22 protein-coding genes and 1 riboswitch are annotated in these 15,961 nt (G+C 29.6%); of the genes, 5 read left to right on the top strand and 17 right to left on the bottom strand.

Annotated features, from left to right (window positions below; all coding sequences use genetic code 11):
* Window positions 1–25 precede the first annotated feature (25 nt).
* Window positions 26–463: a GNAT family N-acetyltransferase gene (locus tag ABXT45_RS03385; RefSeq protein ID WP_415314366.1), complete on the top strand. Its 438-nt coding sequence runs from the start codon at window positions 26–28 to the stop codon at window positions 461–463.
* Window positions 444–722 carry a methylated-DNA--[protein]-cysteine S-methyltransferase gene (locus tag ABXT45_RS03390; protein ID WP_006996903.1) on the top strand — a complete coding sequence of 93 codons (279 nt, stop codon included), beginning with the start codon at window positions 444–446 and terminating at the stop codon, window positions 720–722. The genes ABXT45_RS03385 and ABXT45_RS03390 overlap by 20 nt, the downstream gene beginning before the upstream one ends.
* A gap of 531 nt (window positions 723–1,253) precedes the next feature.
* On the opposite strand, the gene ABXT45_RS03395 is transcribed toward ABXT45_RS03390, so the two are convergent.
* The 7 genes from ABXT45_RS03395 to rplM are packed head-to-tail and all read right to left on the bottom strand — an operon-like array spanning window position 1,254 to window position 6,505.
* Window positions 1,254–2,102, bottom strand: coding sequence for a DMT family transporter (locus ABXT45_RS03395; protein ID WP_415314367.1), 849 nt, complete (start codon window positions 2,100–2,102; stop codon window positions 1,254–1,256).
* Between the two features lie 17 nt (window positions 2,103–2,119).
* Window positions 2,120–3,022, bottom strand: a complete 903-nt coding sequence (locus ABXT45_RS03400; protein ID WP_415314368.1) for an AEC family transporter — start codon at window positions 3,020–3,022, stop codon at window positions 2,120–2,122.
* Entirely contained in the window at window positions 3,022–4,314 is a 1,293-nt protein-coding gene (locus tag ABXT45_RS03405) for a homoserine dehydrogenase (protein ID WP_415314369.1), read from the bottom strand. The genes ABXT45_RS03400 and ABXT45_RS03405 overlap by 1 nt, the downstream gene beginning before the upstream one ends.
* Window positions 4,315–4,539, bottom strand: coding sequence for a hypothetical protein (locus ABXT45_RS03410; RefSeq protein ID WP_415314370.1), 225 nt, complete (start codon window positions 4,537–4,539; stop codon window positions 4,315–4,317). It lies immediately after the preceding gene.
* On the bottom strand, window positions 4,536–5,558 hold the full coding sequence (gene argC, locus ABXT45_RS03415; protein ID WP_415314371.1) for an N-acetyl-gamma-glutamyl-phosphate reductase: 1,023 nt from the start codon (window positions 5,556–5,558) through the stop codon (window positions 4,536–4,538). The genes ABXT45_RS03410 and argC overlap by 4 nt, the downstream gene beginning before the upstream one ends.
* Window positions 5,559–5,592: 34 nt before the next feature.
* Entirely contained in the window at window positions 5,593–6,042 is a 450-nt protein-coding gene (gene rpsI, locus ABXT45_RS03420; protein WP_415314372.1) for a 30S ribosomal protein S9, read from the bottom strand.
* 1 nt (window position 6,043) lies between these two features.
* Complete coding sequence (rplM, locus tag ABXT45_RS03425; protein ID WP_415314373.1) at window positions 6,044–6,505, bottom strand: 50S ribosomal protein L13; 462 nt, start codon at window positions 6,503–6,505, stop codon at window positions 6,044–6,046.
* 139 nt (window positions 6,506–6,644) lie between these two features.
* Window positions 6,645–6,713: riboswitch (SAM riboswitch) on the top strand.
* Between the two features lie 4 nt (window positions 6,714–6,717).
* On the opposite strand from rplM, the gene ABXT45_RS03430 reads away from it, so the two are divergent.
* Complete coding sequence (locus tag ABXT45_RS03430; protein ID WP_415314374.1) at window positions 6,718–8,058, top strand: O-acetylhomoserine aminocarboxypropyltransferase/cysteine synthase family protein; 1,341 nt, start codon at window positions 6,718–6,720, stop codon at window positions 8,056–8,058.
* Here ABXT45_RS03430 and ABXT45_RS03435 read toward each other — a convergent pair.
* Window positions 8,042–9,061: a COX15/CtaA family protein gene (locus ABXT45_RS03435; RefSeq protein WP_415314375.1), complete on the bottom strand. Its 1,020-nt coding sequence runs from the start codon at window positions 9,059–9,061 to the stop codon at window positions 8,042–8,044. The two genes, ABXT45_RS03430 and ABXT45_RS03435, sit on opposite strands and share 17 nt — an antisense overlap.
* 42 nt (window positions 9,062–9,103) lie before the next feature.
* Here ABXT45_RS03435 and ABXT45_RS03440 point away from each other — a divergent pair, with 42 nt between their 5' ends.
* Window positions 9,104–9,394 (top strand): chorismate mutase, encoded by a 291-nt coding sequence (locus tag ABXT45_RS03440; protein ID WP_415314376.1) that lies wholly within the window; start codon window positions 9,104–9,106, stop codon window positions 9,392–9,394.
* Between the two features lie 2 nt (window positions 9,395–9,396).
* Here ABXT45_RS03440 and ABXT45_RS03445 read toward each other — a convergent pair whose 3' ends face one another.
* The 6 genes from ABXT45_RS03445 to ABXT45_RS03470 are packed head-to-tail and all read right to left on the bottom strand — an operon-like array spanning window position 9,397 to window position 11,937.
* Complete coding sequence (locus tag ABXT45_RS03445; RefSeq protein WP_006996892.1) at window positions 9,397–9,588, bottom strand: 50S ribosomal protein L33; 192 nt, start codon at window positions 9,586–9,588, stop codon at window positions 9,397–9,399.
* 1 nt (window position 9,589) lies between these two features.
* The gene (locus ABXT45_RS03450) at window positions 9,590–9,967 is read right to left on the bottom strand and encodes a MerR family transcriptional regulator (protein WP_415314377.1); all 378 of its coding nucleotides are present in this window, start codon (window positions 9,965–9,967) and stop codon (window positions 9,590–9,592) included.
* Window positions 9,957–10,259: an HU family DNA-binding protein gene (locus ABXT45_RS03455; protein ID WP_271493085.1), complete on the bottom strand. Its 303-nt coding sequence runs from the start codon at window positions 10,257–10,259 to the stop codon at window positions 9,957–9,959. The genes ABXT45_RS03450 and ABXT45_RS03455 overlap by 11 nt, the downstream gene beginning before the upstream one ends.
* Window positions 10,259–11,263, bottom strand: coding sequence for a phosphate acyltransferase PlsX (gene plsX, locus ABXT45_RS03460; RefSeq protein WP_415314378.1), 1,005 nt, complete (start codon window positions 11,261–11,263; stop codon window positions 10,259–10,261). The genes ABXT45_RS03455 and plsX overlap by 1 nt, the downstream gene beginning before the upstream one ends.
* 16 nt (window positions 11,264–11,279) lie before the next feature.
* Complete coding sequence (rpmF, locus tag ABXT45_RS03465) at window positions 11,280–11,462, bottom strand: 50S ribosomal protein L32 (protein ID WP_011282128.1); 183 nt, start codon at window positions 11,460–11,462, stop codon at window positions 11,280–11,282.
* Window positions 11,463–11,469: 7 nt separating this feature from the next.
* On the bottom strand, window positions 11,470–11,937 hold the full coding sequence (locus ABXT45_RS03470) for a ubiquinol-cytochrome C chaperone family protein (RefSeq protein WP_415314379.1): 468 nt from the start codon (window positions 11,935–11,937) through the stop codon (window positions 11,470–11,472).
* On the opposite strand from ABXT45_RS03470, the gene bamE reads away from it, so the two are divergent.
* The gene (gene bamE / locus ABXT45_RS03475) at window positions 11,936–12,397 is read left to right on the top strand and encodes an outer membrane protein assembly factor BamE (protein WP_415314380.1); all 462 of its coding nucleotides are present in this window, start codon (window positions 11,936–11,938) and stop codon (window positions 12,395–12,397) included. The genes ABXT45_RS03470 and bamE overlap by 2 nt on opposite strands.
* An 11-nt stretch (window positions 12,398–12,408) precedes the next feature.
* On the opposite strand, the gene ABXT45_RS03480 is transcribed toward bamE, so the two are convergent.
* The 3 genes from ABXT45_RS03480 to ABXT45_RS03490 form a co-directional block, all read right to left on the bottom strand.
* Complete coding sequence (locus ABXT45_RS03480) at window positions 12,409–14,514, bottom strand: sodium-translocating pyrophosphatase (protein ID WP_415314381.1); 2,106 nt, start codon at window positions 14,512–14,514, stop codon at window positions 12,409–12,411.
* Between the two features lie 89 nt (window positions 14,515–14,603).
* The gene (gene thiL, locus ABXT45_RS03485) at window positions 14,604–15,563 is read right to left on the bottom strand and encodes a thiamine-phosphate kinase (RefSeq protein ID WP_415314382.1); all 960 of its coding nucleotides are present in this window, start codon (window positions 15,561–15,563) and stop codon (window positions 14,604–14,606) included.
* Window positions 15,556–15,960, bottom strand: a complete 405-nt coding sequence (locus ABXT45_RS03490) for a transcription antitermination factor NusB (protein WP_415287109.1) — start codon at window positions 15,958–15,960, stop codon at window positions 15,556–15,558. The genes thiL and ABXT45_RS03490 overlap by 8 nt, the downstream gene beginning before the upstream one ends.
* Window position 15,961: the final 1 nt, after the last annotated feature.

The raw sequence follows: 15,961 nt of genomic DNA on the forward strand, positions 1-15,961 counted from the left end.
AATTTAAATAACGAAATTAAACCAAATGATTAGAAAATTAGAACACAAAGACAAAGAAAATTGGGCTAAATTATATAATGGTTATGCTGATTTCTACAAAGTACCAATGAATACAGGGGTTTTAGACACTATTTGGGAATGGATTCATGATGAAGGCCACGATGTTAAAGGACTTTGCTTCGAACTAGAGGGTAAAATCGTTGGTATTGCCCATTATAGAACAATGCCAAGACCAATTAAGGGCCAATATATTGGTTTTATAGACGATTTGTTCGTACAGCCAGAATTTAGAGGTCAAAAAATAGCTCAAAAACTCATTGGTCACCTAAAATCATTATCTAAAGCCAATAATTGGAATGGAATTCGTTGGATCACCCACTCTTCCAATGAAAATGCAAAGAAATTATACGATAAAATAGCTAACAACACTGGATTTGAACTTTATGAACTTAAAGGGAACTAAGTTTCAGCTAAAAGTGTGGAATTACCTAAAGAAAATACCCAAAGGCAAAGTTAAGACGTACTTAGAAGTTGCTAAAGCCATTGGAAAACCTAAGGCATTCAGAGCTGTTGCTAATGCAGTGGGTAAAAACCCCTATCCACCTAAAATACCCTGTCATAGAGTGATAAGATCAGATGGCAGCCTCGGTGGATACTCTGGAAAAGGAGGAATCCAACAAAAACGCCGTTTATTGAGATCTGAAAAAGTCTTCATAAAATAATGTTTTTAACCTTCTAAACCGTTTAAAAGTGTTGGTATTAAATACTTTTTACCAATTTAGCCATAATTATTATACAATTGCTTAATGCATCCTTCAGTTGTACTGCAAATGACCTGTCAGTTAAAATAAGGTATCCTATGGACGTTTAAACGACATATTCTCATACTGCATTGCTCTACTAGTCAATAATATCAACACTTTTTGACAGTCTTTAAAAAGCGCAATTTTAAAGGGTTTTTGACCCCCACCCTATACAAAAAAAAATTATAAATTTTTCATATTTCCATAAATTCTAGAAACGTTGATATTCAATACTTTTTTATACTTATCTCAATTTATCAATAAAAGAACTTTAAATTATTTTATTCAATTAAAATTAAAGCTGATTTAATTTTATTATCTTGAATATCTTTAATTATTTTTAAAATTATACTAATATTTATATATCAAATAAAAATGAATAATTACATGGACTTACTTATATAAATTAATCCATAGTATTAAGTAATAGTAAATATATGTTACCTAATATTAATGAATCTTAATTGTTGCTTCTCTCCTAGAGATGTAAATTCCACTCATAATAATAATAAATAAACCTAAGAAGGTCCAATTATCAGGAAAGTCACTAAAGAAATAGTAACCAATAATGATATTTGTAATAATTTCAAAGTAGCTAAATGGAGCTAATTTAGAAGCATCAGCGTATTTAAGGGATAATATAAGAAATAAGTGCCCAATGCAGGCAAATACACCTATAGAGGCCATCATAGACCATTGAGAAGGGCTTGGATTAACCCAAATAAAAGGCATTAAACCTGAAACAGCTACTAATCCAACTAATCCAGTTAATAATAGGGTTAATAAAGGATTATCTGAAGTACTCAATTTACGGGTAATTATTAAATAGAACCCATACATTATACCTGTTCCTAATGCAGCTAGACTAGCTAAGTTAATCTCTACAAAACCTGGCCTTATAACGACTAGAGAGCCAATAAACCCTATAATAACTGCAGTCCACCTCCTTACACCCACCTTCTCACCCAAAAATATAGGAGAAAATGCAGTAACAATTAAGGGTGCCACAAAGGCAAGCGTTAAAGCTTTAGCTAAAGAGATAACAGATATTGCGTAGAAGAAACAAATATTAGCACAAAGTAGTATTAACCCTCTTATTATTTGTAACTTAGGCTTATCAGTCCAAACAAGCTGCTTATTATAAAAGAAGAACATTATCGGAAGCGTGAATGCTACCGTAAAAAAGTATCTTGCCCAAGTGATCTGTAAAACTGGCATATCCGCACTTAAATACTTAGCAAAACCATCCATGATTGGAAGCATTACCCAGGCTAAAAGGTTAAATGTGATGGCTTTCATATGCCAATAGATACAGTTTAATTAAAGTATTTTAAAGCAAAGAATACGACCACTGGAATAGTAGCAAAAGACATAACTGTAGAGACAACAATGGTACTAGCAACACTATCTACAATCTTTTTCGGTGAATAAATTGAAGCTACAAGATAATTTAAAACAGCACTAGGCATTGAACATTGAATTAATAGAACACCGGCTGCAAACCCCGATAGATCAAAATATCTAATGATTAATAAAGCAACAATAGGACCTAAGACAACTCTTCCAATAGATGAAATTAATGCTTTCTTAAAAGAAAAAACTTTAAAACGAGTTAAGGCAATTCCTAAAGACATTAATATTAAAAAAATTGTAGCGTACATTAGTAGAAAGGTTGTGTTTTCTACAAAGACAGGAAGTTCTATTTTAAAATATAGGAAAATTACTGAAATTATAATTGCATAAAATGGTGGATTTTTTAGAATAACATTAATATTAAATTTTCTATCAGCAAGAAAAATTCCTAACGTAAAATGACACAGAATTATTAAAGCTGAAATAGCAGCAGCAACACCCAATCCTTGAGATCCATAAGCAAACAAACATATTGGTAAGCCCATATTTCCAGTATTTGGCATAATAAATGGTGGAAGCTCACGGATGATGTCTTTTGTTTTTAAGAAGAATAAAAAGATAATTCCAATAAAAGTAAAGGCTGTAATTGCAATTAAAAAGTACCAAAAATAATCTTTAAATATTTCAAAAGATATACCAGTTGAAGTTAGCGCGTATATAATCATTGCTGGAGTTCCAATATTAGCAGCAAAATTAGTTATGAAAGTAGTATCAATTTTTGGATTATTTTTACCTAAATAATATCCAATACCAACAACAAAAAAGACAGGAAATAAAACCTCAAACAGTTTTAGATATAACTCCATTAATTATAAATTCTAATCAGTGTTGGATATTTAAGAATATTTTTGTCTTTTTTGAAAATAGAAAGACAATTCTTAGAATTAAGTTCATTAGTTTTATGTGTAATAATAACAATAGTGGCTTTATCATTTTTTTTATCAGGAGTTTGAATTAGTCTTTTTACTGAAATTTTATACTTAGCTAATCTGTTAGTAATTGTTGATAAAACACCAGGTTTGTCTTTAACTTCAAATCTCAAATATAGAGAATTTGTATAGTTATTAAGGTTATAACATTTAATTGATTTACGTTTGTTACCTGGAATACCAAAAGGTTTTTTAACATTCCCATTCAATATTGAAAGTAGATCAGATAATAATGATGATGAAGTTGGACCAGGGCCAGCTCCCTCTCCCTGCAATATACTTTCACCAACAGGTTTTCCTTCAAGAATAACAGCATTCATAACTCCACCAACGTTACCAATGTACGAATTTTTACTAACTAGGCAAGGATGAACAGTTTCAAACAATTGATTATTAATAATCTCAGAAATACCCAATAATTTAATACGTGAATTTAATTGATTAGCAATTTCAATATCTTTTAACTCAATCTTTTCAATACCTTCCATCAAACATTTGTGTTTTGAAATCTTAGTATTAAAAGCAAGAGCAGACAAAATTCTTACTTTAGCAAAAGCATCAAAACCATTAAGATCTAATTTAGGGTTACCTGGTTCAGCATACCCAAGTTTTTGTGCTTTTTTTAAAACATTTGAAAAACTGTCTTTAGAATTTCTCATTTCTGAAAGAATATAGTTAGAAGTACCGTTCAAAATTCCATAAACCTTAGAAATTTTGTTAGTTGCAAGACCCTCTTTAATGGTTCTTAATATTGGAATTCCACCTGCCACAGATGCTTCAAATTCTAAATTAACATTATTATCCTCAGCTAATTTTCCTAAATAATCGCCATGTTTAGAGATAAGTGCTTTATTAGGAGTGATTACATGTATTTTATTTTTTAAGGCAGTTTCTACAACTTTTTTAGAAATTCCATCCGACATACCTATAGCTTCGAATAAAATATCTACTTTGGTTTTACTAAAAATTTCTAAAGGGTTTTTAAAAAATCTTTTCTTATTAACTTTAAATCTTCTCTTTTTAGAAATGCTTCTTGCTGAAACAGCTACTACATTAATCTTTTTACCTGTCTTAAGTTCAATATCTTTTTTTTTAGTGTTAAGTTCATTTAACAAATAGATACCAACTTGTCCTAGACCAACTACAGCAATGTTAATTATATTTTTCATCTATTGATTAATATCTGGGTATTCAGCGTTATTTGAATAATCTTTAAGAAAAAGGTTAAATTCATCAAAAGTCATAGATTTATAATCACCAGTTTTTTCTAATATCTTTGATAGTTTTTTATCATCAGCAGATTTTTTTATGGGATCTTCATTCCAATAAACAGAGTCTTTGTTTAAAGAACACGAAGTTAAAAATAATATTAAAGGTAAAAAAAAGTATTTCAAATTAATCCTTTTGTTTCATTAAAACCATATTTGATATTCATATTTTGTATGGCTTGACCTGCTCCACCCTTAATTAAGTTATCAATAACAGATAAGATAATAACTCTATTTTTATACTTAGTTTTACAAATTACCATAGAGCAATTATTTGTGTTAATTACGTCATTTGTACTTAACAGCGAATTTGTTTTTAAAATTTTAACGAATCTGTGTTTTGAATACTGACTATTTAAAGTATTTTGTAATTTTTTAATACTTACACCTTTGTTAAGGTCTAGATAAATAGTGCTAAGTATCCCTCTAAACATTGGACTTAGATGAGGTGTGAAAGTGAAAGAAAATTTCTTTTTAGTATGGTTATTAATTTCTTGTTGAATTTCAGAGTTATGTCTATGAAAACCTACACCATAAGCACTTAAGGACTCGTAAAGGTTTTTATCTTTATATTTATTATGCACACCTCTACCAGCTCCAGAGTAACCAGATTTTGAATCTATAATAATATTATCTGTTTTTATTAAATTTTTCTTAACTAAAGGAATAAGAGGTAAAAGTATTGAAGTTGGATAGCAACCTGGACATCCAATAATATTAAATTTCTTTACTTTGTCACCATTGATTTCTGGTAATGCGTAAATAGATTTTTTAATATTTTTTACTGATCTGTGTTTTTGTTTGTACCATTTTAGATAATCTGATGCTTTATTAAGTCTAAAGTCTGCCGCTAAATCAATTAATACATTGTGTTTTAAAAGATCATTTGAAATATCTTGCGCCTCACCATTAGGTAGGGCTGTAAAAACAAGGTCTATGTTTTTTAAAAGTGCTTTATTGTATCTAATAATTTTAGGTAACTTTTTTGAACTTAATGACTTTTCATAACTAGAGATATTTTTTCCAACAGAGGAATTTCCACAAAGATATTTAATTTTAATATCGCTGTGTTTAACTAATAATTTAATTAATTGAACACCGATATAACCAGTAGATCCAGCAACTAAAACATTAAGCTTAGGCATTTTTCTATTATAGCAGTTTTGAGTTAAAAAAGAATTATCTTTTAGAGAATTGGAAGCTTCTTCTAGCTTTTCTACGACCAGGTTTTTTTCTCTCAACTGATCTAGAATCTCTGGTATTTAGCTTTTCAGTCTTAAGTACCGCTCTATTCTCTGAATCGAATAAGATTAGTGCTTTAGCAATACCATGAACCATTGCACCAGCTTGACCTGTGTGACCACCACCTGCAACATTACATCTTACATCATAATCAGTTGCTTGGTTTATAATTTCAAAGGGTCTTGTAATCTGCATTTTATGACTTCCACTAGTGAAATATTCATCCATAGTTCTGCCATTTACATAAATTTTACCAGTACCTTTTTTCACCCAAATTTTTGCAATAGATTTTTTTCTTCTACCAGTTGCGTATTTACTATCTTTAAAATCTAATTTAATTTTAGGTTTTTTTGTAGATACTTTAGTTGGTGCGACTGCTGTTTCCATATTAATTTCTTATTAAATTTTTACTGTTTAATTTACCCAGGTCTAAAAGCTTAGGGTTTTGTGCTGCATGAGGGTGCTCTTCACCAGCATAAATTTTTACTTTAGTTAACTGCTTTCTACCAAGAACTCCTCCAGGTAACATTCTTTTAATAGCTAATTTTAGTGTCTCATCAGGTTTGTTTTTTTCTAATAATTTTTCAGGAGTAATTTCTTTAATTCCACCAGGGTGACCAGTATGTCTATAATATTTTTTGTCTTTGAATTTTTTTCCAGTAAATTTTGCTTGCTCAACATTTTTAACTACAACAAAATCACCGTCATCCATATGAGGTGTAAAAGTAGTTTTGTTTTTTCCTCTAACAATCATGGCTATTATAGATGCAAGTCTTCCAACTACAGCATTTTTTGCGTCAATTTCAAACCAGTTGCTAGTTAATTCACTTTGTTTTAGAAATTTTGTCATTGTGCCAGGATTAATACTATTATTAGATATAATGTCAATTTTATATTTCCCTTGTAATATCATGCTTAAATGATAGTTTGATTAAGCCGATTTGTTCCTATTGCAGGCTAGTTAATGCTAAAAAGGATTTTTTACATACATTATCGGTAGGCGCATTTGAGCTGTATTGTACGCCTTGCATTAAGCAAAAGTACTAAAAAAGGAGTATTAAGATGAGCACAAAAAGACAAAACCCTGAGACTATAGCCATACATGGTGGTGATTACAGAAGTGACCCAACAACAAAAGCAGTAGCTGTACCAATATACAGAACAACCTCTTATCAATTTGATAGTACTGAACATGCTGCTAATTTGTTTGCCCTTAAAGAGTTTGGAAACATTTATACAAGAATAATGAATCCTACTAATGATGCCCTAGAAAAAAGGCTTGCTGCATTAGAGGGGGGCTTAGCTTGTTTAACGGTATCGTCTGGTCAAACGGCATCAACTTTTTCAATTTTAAACGTTGCAAAGGCCGGTGATAATATTGTGAGTTCAACAGATCTATACGGAGGTACTATTTCGCTATTCACGCATACTTTAAGTAAACTTGGTATTGAAGTTAGGTATGCAGACCCTGCTGATCCTAAAAACTTTGAAAAAGTCATAGATGATAAAACTAGAGCATTTTATGGAGAAACTTTACCAAATCCGTACTTAAGAGTTTTTCCTATTAAAGAAGTATCTGACATAGGTAGAAAATATAACATACCACTAATAATGGATAATACCGCCTCTCCCGTTCTATGTAAGCCCTTAGAGCACGGTGCTGCTATAGTTGTTTATTCACTTACTAAATATATTGGTGGGCATGGTACGGTTGTAGGTGGAGCTTTAATCGATGGTGGTAATTTTGATTGGACAGCAGATCCTAAAAGGCAGCCCCTATTTAATGAACCTGATGCAAGTTATGGTGGTGCGGTATGGGGTAAAGTAGTACCTGAGTTAACTGGTGCGAACGTATCTTTTGCAGTTAGAGCTAGAGTTGTCTTATTAAGAGATTTAGGTGCAGCATTATCTCCTGATAATGCATTTGGATTAATCCAAGGACTTGAAACTGTGGCTTTAAGAATGAAACAACATTGTTCAAATGCTGAAAAAGTTGTCGACTATTTAGTTAAACACACTGAAGTTTCCAGAGTTATTTATCCAAATCAATACAAGGGTGAAATTGGAAATAGAGCTAAAAAATACCTAAATGGCGGAAATGGTGCTTTAGTTGGTATCGAGTTAAAGGGCGGTATTGAAGCTGGTAAAAAATTTATAGAAGCTCTAAAAATGTTTTATCATGTAGCAAATATTGGTGATGCTAGAAGTTTAGCAATTCATCCAGCAACAACAACACACAGTCAATTAAATGAAGAAGAACTTTTAGCCTCAGGTGTAACACCAGGATATGTAAGGCTGTGTATTGGTCTTGAACATATTGACGACATTATTGAAGATTTAGAACAAGCTCTAAAAAGAACGGATAATGTTGAAGACATTAATAAAGCTAAAGCTGTTGGTTAGAGTTTTTATATATAATTGCAAGATAAGTAGTTAATACAAAAATTGAACCTAACTGGTGTAGTGATGCATATTTAATCTCTACACCAGATAGTAAAGTTATAATTCCCAAAAAGATCTGAAGCAATATTGCAATATCAAATAGTATAATATTTTTAGTTCCATAATTATTTTTTATATAGAGATAATTTAAGATAATAATAAAAAATAAAAGTAAATAAGCTGTAACTCTATGTAGAAATTGAACAATTGATGGGTTGTTAAATAATTGAGTATTAATTATATCGTTATAACCAATATCATTTGGGAAAAAGCTACCGTTCATATCAGGCCACGAATTATAGATTAGACCTCCATCTAAGCCCGATAAAAAAGCACCCAAGACAATCTGTAAAACTATCAACTTGAGTATGAATAATAAAAGTAAATTTGGAATTCTTTTGTGAAATTTTTTAGTTTTATAAATGTCTAAAATATACCAAAAAATTAAACATAGAATGAATAAAGCTAAAGATAAATGAATGCTAAGTCTAAAGTGACTAACGTCGTTATTTTCAATTAATCCACTAGAGACCATATACCAACCTATGAATCCTTGAAAACACACAAGAAAAAATATCCAATAATATTTATTTGAATAATGTTGGATATTTTTAAAATATAGACTAAAGAAAAGTAAAGGTACCAATGTGAACAGGCCAACAAATCTTGCTAATAATCTATGGGCGTATTCCCAATAGAAAATTATTTTAAACTCATCTAAAGACATGCCGTAATTAATATTTTGATATTCAGGTATCTTTTTGTACTCTGAAAAATAAAAATTCCATTCATTAATATTCAAAGGAGGAAGTATTCCAGTAAAGAGCTCCCAAGCTGTGATTGATAGACCTGAGTCCGTTAATCTAGTAAGACCACCAACTGCTACCATGAGAACAATTAATGAAAATAAAGTTATTAACCACAATTTTAAATATTTTATATAGTTGTCGCTATTTACAAACATAAATTATACTTATAATAATTATCTTAATAACCAATTGAATAAATGTCGCCTACTAATAAAATAAAACTAAATCACATAAGATTAAAGCTTGATAAACTTGATAATGATTTACTTAAATTAATCAAGAAGAGATCATCACTAGTTAATGAAGTATTAAAAGTAAAAATACATAAGAAAGAAATAATTGATCAAAAAAGGATCAATTTTATTCTTAAAAAAATTAAAAAAAAATCAATTCAAACTAACATAGACCCAAAAATTACAAATAGAATATGGAAAAACATGATTTGGTCTTTTATTGATTACGAAAAAAGAAATTTTAGAAAAAAGTAATACTATTTACTGTGTGGAGGTAATTTTTTTTCCACAAACATTTCATGCTTTCTTGTAGAAGGATTATATTTCTTAGCAGATAATTTAACTTTAGCTTTTTCACCACCTGCAGGTTTTTTAACATAATAAAAGAATGGACTATCTGGTTTAGCCTCTGGTACTAATCTAACTTTGACGTGTGTTTTTTTTGCCATATTATTTTAAGCTTTTTATCTTTTTTATTAATTCAGAAATCTTTTTAAGTTTATTTTTTATACTATAATCTGCATTTATAGAATTATTTGGTAATTCGTCAAGTTTTAATGATTTATCAGAATTAAGAACTTTTTTAACACCAATAATTGTCATTCCCTGATCTTTAAGGAGATATTTAACTTTTTTCAAAACCTCTATTGTATCATTGTTATAATATCTTCGATTACCATTTAAAATTTTTGGCTTAATTTGCTTAAATTCCTTCTCCCAAAAACGAATGGTATGAGTATTCAGAGTTCCTTTTTTCTTATTTACAAGATCAAGAATTTTAGCAACCTCACCTATTGATTTATAAGCATCATTATTTTTATGAATCATTCTTAGAATTTACCAAATCTTTAAATTCCTTAGAAGCTTTAAATAAAACAACATCTCTATTAGATATGGTTGTTTGTTCTTTTGTTTTAGGATTTCGCCCAATTCTACTTTTTTTGGCCCTTATAGAAAAAGTACCAAATTTCGAGAGCTTTAATTTTTTTTCTTTTTTTAAATTTTCTACTATTGTGATTAGAAAATCATCAATCAAATTTTCAGATATATTTTTTGAAAAACCAATCTGCATATAAATTGAGTTTATAAGGTCTTTTTTTGTTAAGTTAGTTCTTTGCATTAACAGATGTTGTTTCTTATTTTTTCTATTAAATTACCAGTAACAATTCTAGTACAAACACTTAAAGAGTTTGAAAAGCCTATATAATCTGTTCCACCATGACTTTTAATAACAGGAGAATCTAAGCCTATAAAAATTGCACCATTATAAAGTCTTGGATCTAGTCTTGCTTTAAATTTTTTTAAATTTGAAATGTTTAATAAAGATGAAATTTTACCAATAATATTACCTGTCATAGCTTTCTTTAATTCACTCGTAATAAAGTTTGCAGTTCCCTCAGCTGTTTTTAAAGCAACATTTCCAGTAAATCCATCTGCAACAATAACATTTACATCGCCATTCATTAACTGATTACCTTCGATATAACCTTTAAATTCAAATCCACTATTATTTCTTTGATTAAGTTGCTGATAAGTTTCTTTTATTATTTCATTTCCTTTAAGTTCTTCTGATCCAATATTTAATAAGGCAACTTTTGCTGTGTCATCTGGATATAGAGATTTAAATAATGAAGATCCCATAATAGAAAAGTCAATTAAGTTTTTTGGGCTGCATTCAATATTAGCCCCCAAATCTAACACAACACTCATGTTATTTTTATTTGGCCATAAAGCCGAGAGTGCTGGTTTATCGATATTTTCAATCATGTTAAGGTTAAGTTTAGAAATGACAAGTAATGCCCCAGTATTACCAGCAGAAATAACTATATCGGATTTTTTTTCTTTAACACTTTGTATAGCTAACCACATGCTAGTGTTTTTTCCTCTTTTGGCTCCCTCTAATGGACTATCTGTTCCTTTAACTGTATCTTTGGTATGAATTATTTCAAATGAAGATGGGTGTAACTGGTCATTGATATAATTTTGGATTTTTTCCTTATCACCAAAAATTTTATAAAAAGTATTAGTGTTACTCTTATAGTGATGATTAATTCCATCTATAATTTTTTTTGGTGAATTATCACCACCCATTGCATCAACTGCAATTTTTATCATTTTACTCATTTAATTTTTTGGACTTTTATTCCTTGGGATCTAAAACTTGTCTACCTCTGTACATGCCAGTCTTTAGATCTAAGTGATGAGGTAATCTGTATTCTCCAGATTTTTTATCTTCAACAATATTGGTAGATTTGAACTTCATATTCTGAGCTCTTCTCATTCCAGTTCTTGACGGTGATTGTTTTCGTTTAGGTACAGCCATAATAAAATTAATGTTTAACTACACCTTTTATATAGGAATTTAAAGTATTATTTTTTAAATTTAACCTATAATTTTCAAAGTATTTGACCAAATACTCAATATTAGATGAATTATCTAAAAAATTTATCAAAATAGAGTTTCTAGATTCTATATTTAATTCATCCCAACTATGAATTTTATCAATCATTCCATAAAATAAGTTTAAATAATCTTTCATTTTTTTATTAATTGATTGGTCACCATAACCAATTTCCCTGATGCTTAATTCAACTTGCCTGAAGGTAAAATCATAAATTTCTTGAAGTAATTTTTTATCATTATTTTCCTTATAAACTTTCAAAAAGAAAGCGAAATGCAGTAAAAAGAATATCAATCTATCAGAAAAAGTATCTTGATTTTTAAAATCTTTATACAAATCTTTATTTCTAGTTAATTTAACTAAATTGTTGTAAATATTTATGTAGTTTTTATCCATGAGAAAATTATTTATATTTTTTATAATATCATTATTTATTTCAGCTTGTACTTTAAAAAAAGTTGAAAAGCACCACGGTGTTCATTTTTTAAATAAAAAACAAGAAAAGCTTACTGTTAATCAGTCAAATAAAAATGATATTTTAAAATTATTAGGTTCACCATCAACAAAAAGTACTTTTGACAATGATTTATGGATTTATATTGAAAGAAAAACCGATAATTCATCTCTTACAAAATTTGGCAGTGAAAGAATTATAGTTAATAATGTTCTATTACTAGAGATCAATAAAATGGGCCTTTTAGATAAGAAAGAATTTCTAAACCTATCTAATATGCAGGAATTAAAATTTACTGAACAAACTACAGAAAATCAATATAAGAAAAATACATTTGTATACGACTTTCTATCCAGTATGAGACAGAAAATTAATGACCCCCTAGGTAAAAGAAAAAGATAAACTTAATCTTTTTATCCAGCAATTACAGCCAACAATAATAAAGCTACAATATTAGTAATTTTAATCATTGGGTTTACAGCAGGTCCAGCAGTATCTTTGTACGGGTCTCCAACAGTGTCACCAGTTACTGCAGCTTTATGAGCTTCAGAACCTTTTCCACCATGATTTCCATCTTCAATATATTTCTTAGCATTATCCCAAGCTCCGCCACCTGCAGTCATTGAAACAGCAACAAACAGACCTGTTATGATCACACCAAGTAACATTGCACCAACAGCAGCTAACGCTTCAGCTTGACCACCGATAGGTAGAATTACAAAATATAAAACTATTGGGGATAGAACTGGTAGTAAAGATGGTATTACCATCTCTTTAATTGCAGCTTGAGTTAATAAATCAACAAGTTTGGCGTAATCTGGTTTTTGAGTACCCTTCATAATTCCTGGGAACTTTTTAAATTGCCTTCTAACTTCTACAACTACAGCTCCACCTGCTCTGCCAACAGCTTGCATGCCCATTGATCCAAATAAATATGGAAGCATTCCACCAATTAATAAACCAACAACAACATAAGGATTAGTTAAATCAAAGGTTACAACTATTCCCTCTAATTTAGATCCTGCTGTTCCTGAAAAATGTTTAATATCCTCAACATAAGCTGCAAATAAAACTAATGCACCTAAACCAGCTGAACCAATTGCGTAACCTTTGGTAACAGCTTTAGTTGTGTTACCTACTGCATCCAATGCATCTGTGGTCTTTCTGACATTATTAGGTAATTTAGCCATTTCAGCAATACCACCAGCATTATCAGTTACAGGACCATAAGCGTCAAGAGCAACAACCATTCCAGCTAAAGCTAACATTGTAGTAACAGATATTGCAATACCATAAAGACCAGCAATTGAGTTTGTAGCTAAAATCCCAGCAACAATAATTAATGCAGGTATTGCTGTAGCTTCCATAGAAACAGCTAATCCTTGAATAACATTTGTTCCATGTCCTGTTGTTGAAGATTTTGCAATACTTCTTACTGGTCTATATTCTGTTCCAGTGTAGTATTCTGTGATCCAAATTAATAAACCAGTAATAACTAAACCAATTATTCCACAATAATATAAGCTCATACCAGTAAAGCTTTTACCATTAACAGTATACTCACTCGCAAAACCAATTACATAATCAGTTACAGGGTATAAAATTAATAATGAAGAAACGGCAGAGACAACAAATCCTTTATATAAAGCATTCATAACATTCTTGCTTCTTCCAAGTTTAACAAAAAAAGTTCCTAAAATTGAAGTTAAAATACAAGCACCACCAATTGTTAAAGGGTAGATCATCATATTCATATCACCTACAAAAAATATTGAAGATAAAACCATTGTTGCAACAATAGTTACAGCATAAGTTTCAAATAAATCTGCCGCCATTCCAGCACAGTCACCAACATTGTCTCCAACGTTATCTGCTATAACCGCTGGGTTTCTAGGATCATCCTCAGGTATTCCGGCTTCAACTTTACCAACTAAATCAGCACCAACATCAGCACCTTTAGTAAAAATTCCACCACCTAATCTTGCAAAAATTGATATTAATGAAGCACCAAAACCTAAGGCAACTAATGCATTAACTACTTCTCTGTCATCAACGCCCATTTTTAATAAAATATAATAATAAACTGCTATAGCTAATAAAGCTAAACCAGCAACAAGCATTCCTGTGACGGCACCCGATTTAAAAGCTACGGCAAGACCACTTGCTAAACCTTTTCTTGAAGCTTCAGCAGTTCTAACATTAGCTTGAACCGAAACTAACATTCCAACATATCCAGCTATTCCAGATAGTGTTGCACCAATAAAATAACCAAGACCAACTAAAGGGCTAAACACTACACAAATAATGACTAAAACAACAACTCCAACCACGGCTATCGTTTTATATTGTCTTGTTAGATAAGCTTTAGCTCCAATCTGAATTGCAGATGCAATTTCTTGCATTTTTGCATTTCCAGCACTTAGATTAAGAATATTTAAACCAGTAAAAAACCCATAAACGATTGCAAGTGATCCTGCTGCTATGGTGTAAAGTAATATTGTTTCTATAAGTGAGTTCATGATGCCTTTTTAGTTGTTTGGTTGTTAAAATTTTATTATTTAAAGTCCGGACAATACAAAAAAAGCAATAAAAGGCAATATTTAACTTACTAAAACTTATGAAAATAACCTTTGTTTTTAAGGGGTATTTGAAGATTTTTGCTACCAATAATAGATGATTTTTCAACATAGCTTTGGATTGAGCCAATTTTTGTAAGCTTAACTCTACAATTAGAAGCTATTTTCTTTATGATTCCCATCTTGTTTTTTGAGGCCGTAAATAAAATCTGATAATCATCACCATTAGAAATAAAGTTGATCTTAGATAGTTTCTTAAAATCAAGTACTTTTTTAAGATTATCTGAAATTGGAATATCTTTTAAAAAAAGTTTGTATGACAATTTTTGACTATTAATCATTTTATCAAGATCCGCTAATAATCCATCAGAGACATCAATTGACGTGTTGGCAAATTTCTTAATTTTGTCTGTTAATTGTAATTGAATATTTGGCATAAAATACTGGTTAATAAAATATTTTTTTAATTGATGATTAAGTTTAATTTTATTTTTTAAAACTAATAAACCCAAATAACTATCACCTAGATTGCCAGATACATAAATATCATCATTAATTTTAGCTTTATTTCTATAGATAATATTATTAGCAAAACCAATTGAGGTAATTGTAAAACTTAACTTATTTGAAAAAACTGTATCTCCACCACTTAAAAATATCTTATATTTATTTTGTTCTTGGTTAAGTGCTTTGCTAATTTTTGATAAATTTAATTTAGAAAAACTTTTTTTATTACCTGACCCTGAAATAAAATAATATTTTGGCTTAACACCTTTACAAATAAGATCTGATATGGACGATCTAATTATCTTTTTAATAACTAATTCTGGCTTTTTAAAATCTACAAAGTGATTACCTTCAGTATATGTGTCAACTGAAACAACTAATCTATTTTTTTTATCAAAAAAAACATCATCATTTAAATTTAGGGCACTAGGAGATTTTGTGGAAAGTTTTTGAAAGTAATTTTTTATTAATTCAAATTCATGCATTAGTTGTTCTTATTTTCTTAGCTATTTTATCCAGTATAGCATTTAAGTATTTTGTTTGAGAGTCTTCTAAAAAAAAATTTGATGCATCAAGATATTCTTTAATAATTATTTTTGTAGATACTTTTGGTTTATATAGAAACTCGAATATAGCTGATTTAACAATTATTTGAAAAACTTTATCTAAATTAGTTAGTTGAATATCTTCACTTAAATATTTTTTAACCTCTTCTTTAATCACTTCGTCTCTTTCTATTGTACCTAAAACCACATCCTTAATAAACTTTTTAAATCTATGTTTAGGAAAAGTTAAATCTGTGTCATCATTAAAAAAATTTCCATATAATTTTTGGATAATTATAACTCTTGGACTTTGATTTGGATTGTATGGAGTTCTCATA

Source organism: Candidatus Pelagibacter sp. Uisw_106 (genome assembly GCF_047724975.1).
Lineage (GTDB): Bacteria > Pseudomonadota > Alphaproteobacteria > Pelagibacterales > Pelagibacteraceae > Pelagibacter.

What these genes read in the sequence shown, in the direction of transcription:
- ABXT45_RS03385 (WP_415314366.1), top strand. Translation starts at nt 26, where the DNA reads ATGATTAGAAAATTAGAACACAAAGACAAAGAAAATTGGGCTAAATTA.
- ABXT45_RS03390 (WP_006996903.1), top strand. Translation starts at nt 444, where the DNA reads ATGAACTTAAAGGGAACTAAGTTTCAGCTAAAAGTGTGGAATTACCTA.
- ABXT45_RS03395 (WP_415314367.1), bottom strand. Translation starts at nt 2,102, where the DNA reads ATGAAAGCCATCACATTTAACCTTTTAGCCTGGGTAATGCTTCCAATC.
- ABXT45_RS03400 (WP_415314368.1), bottom strand. Translation starts at nt 3,022, where the DNA reads ATGGAGTTATATCTAAAACTGTTTGAGGTTTTATTTCCTGTCTTTTTT.
- ABXT45_RS03405 (WP_415314369.1), bottom strand. Translation starts at nt 4,314, where the DNA reads ATGAAAAATATAATTAACATTGCTGTAGTTGGTCTAGGACAAGTTGGT.
- argC (WP_415314371.1), bottom strand. Translation starts at nt 5,558, where the DNA reads ATGCCTAAGCTTAATGTTTTAGTTGCTGGATCTACTGGTTATATCGGT.
- rpsI (WP_415314372.1), bottom strand. Translation starts at nt 6,042, where the DNA reads ATGGAAACAGCAGTCGCACCAACTAAAGTATCTACAAAAAAACCTAAA.
- rplM (WP_415314373.1), bottom strand. Translation starts at nt 6,505, where the DNA reads ATGACAAAATTTCTAAAACAAAGTGAATTAACTAGCAACTGGTTTGAA.
- ABXT45_RS03430 (WP_415314374.1), top strand. Translation starts at nt 6,718, where the DNA reads ATGAGCACAAAAAGACAAAACCCTGAGACTATAGCCATACATGGTGGT.
- ABXT45_RS03435 (WP_415314375.1), bottom strand. Translation starts at nt 9,061, where the DNA reads ATGTTTGTAAATAGCGACAACTATATAAAATATTTAAAATTGTGGTTA.
- ABXT45_RS03440 (WP_415314376.1), top strand. Translation starts at nt 9,104, where the DNA reads ATGTCGCCTACTAATAAAATAAAACTAAATCACATAAGATTAAAGCTT.
- ABXT45_RS03445 (WP_006996892.1), bottom strand. Translation starts at nt 9,588, where the DNA reads ATGGCAAAAAAAACACACGTCAAAGTTAGATTAGTACCAGAGGCTAAA.
- ABXT45_RS03450 (WP_415314377.1), bottom strand. Translation starts at nt 9,967, where the DNA reads ATGATTCATAAAAATAATGATGCTTATAAATCAATAGGTGAGGTTGCT.
- ABXT45_RS03455 (WP_271493085.1), bottom strand. Translation starts at nt 10,259, where the DNA reads ATGCAAAGAACTAACTTAACAAAAAAAGACCTTATAAACTCAATTTAT.
- plsX (WP_415314378.1), bottom strand. Translation starts at nt 11,263, where the DNA reads ATGAGTAAAATGATAAAAATTGCAGTTGATGCAATGGGTGGTGATAAT.
- rpmF (WP_011282128.1), bottom strand. Translation starts at nt 11,462, where the DNA reads ATGGCTGTACCTAAACGAAAACAATCACCGTCAAGAACTGGAATGAGA.
- bamE (WP_415314380.1), top strand. Translation starts at nt 11,936, where the DNA reads ATGAGAAAATTATTTATATTTTTTATAATATCATTATTTATTTCAGCT.
- ABXT45_RS03470 (WP_415314379.1), bottom strand. Translation starts at nt 11,937, where the DNA reads ATGGATAAAAACTACATAAATATTTACAACAATTTAGTTAAATTAACT.
- ABXT45_RS03480 (WP_415314381.1), bottom strand. Translation starts at nt 14,514, where the DNA reads ATGAACTCACTTATAGAAACAATATTACTTTACACCATAGCAGCAGGA.
- thiL (WP_415314382.1), bottom strand. Translation starts at nt 15,563, where the DNA reads ATGCATGAATTTGAATTAATAAAAAATTACTTTCAAAAACTTTCCACA.
- ABXT45_RS03490 (WP_415287109.1), bottom strand. Translation starts at nt 15,960, where the DNA reads ATGAGAACTCCATACAATCCAAATCAAAGTCCAAGAGTTATAATTATC.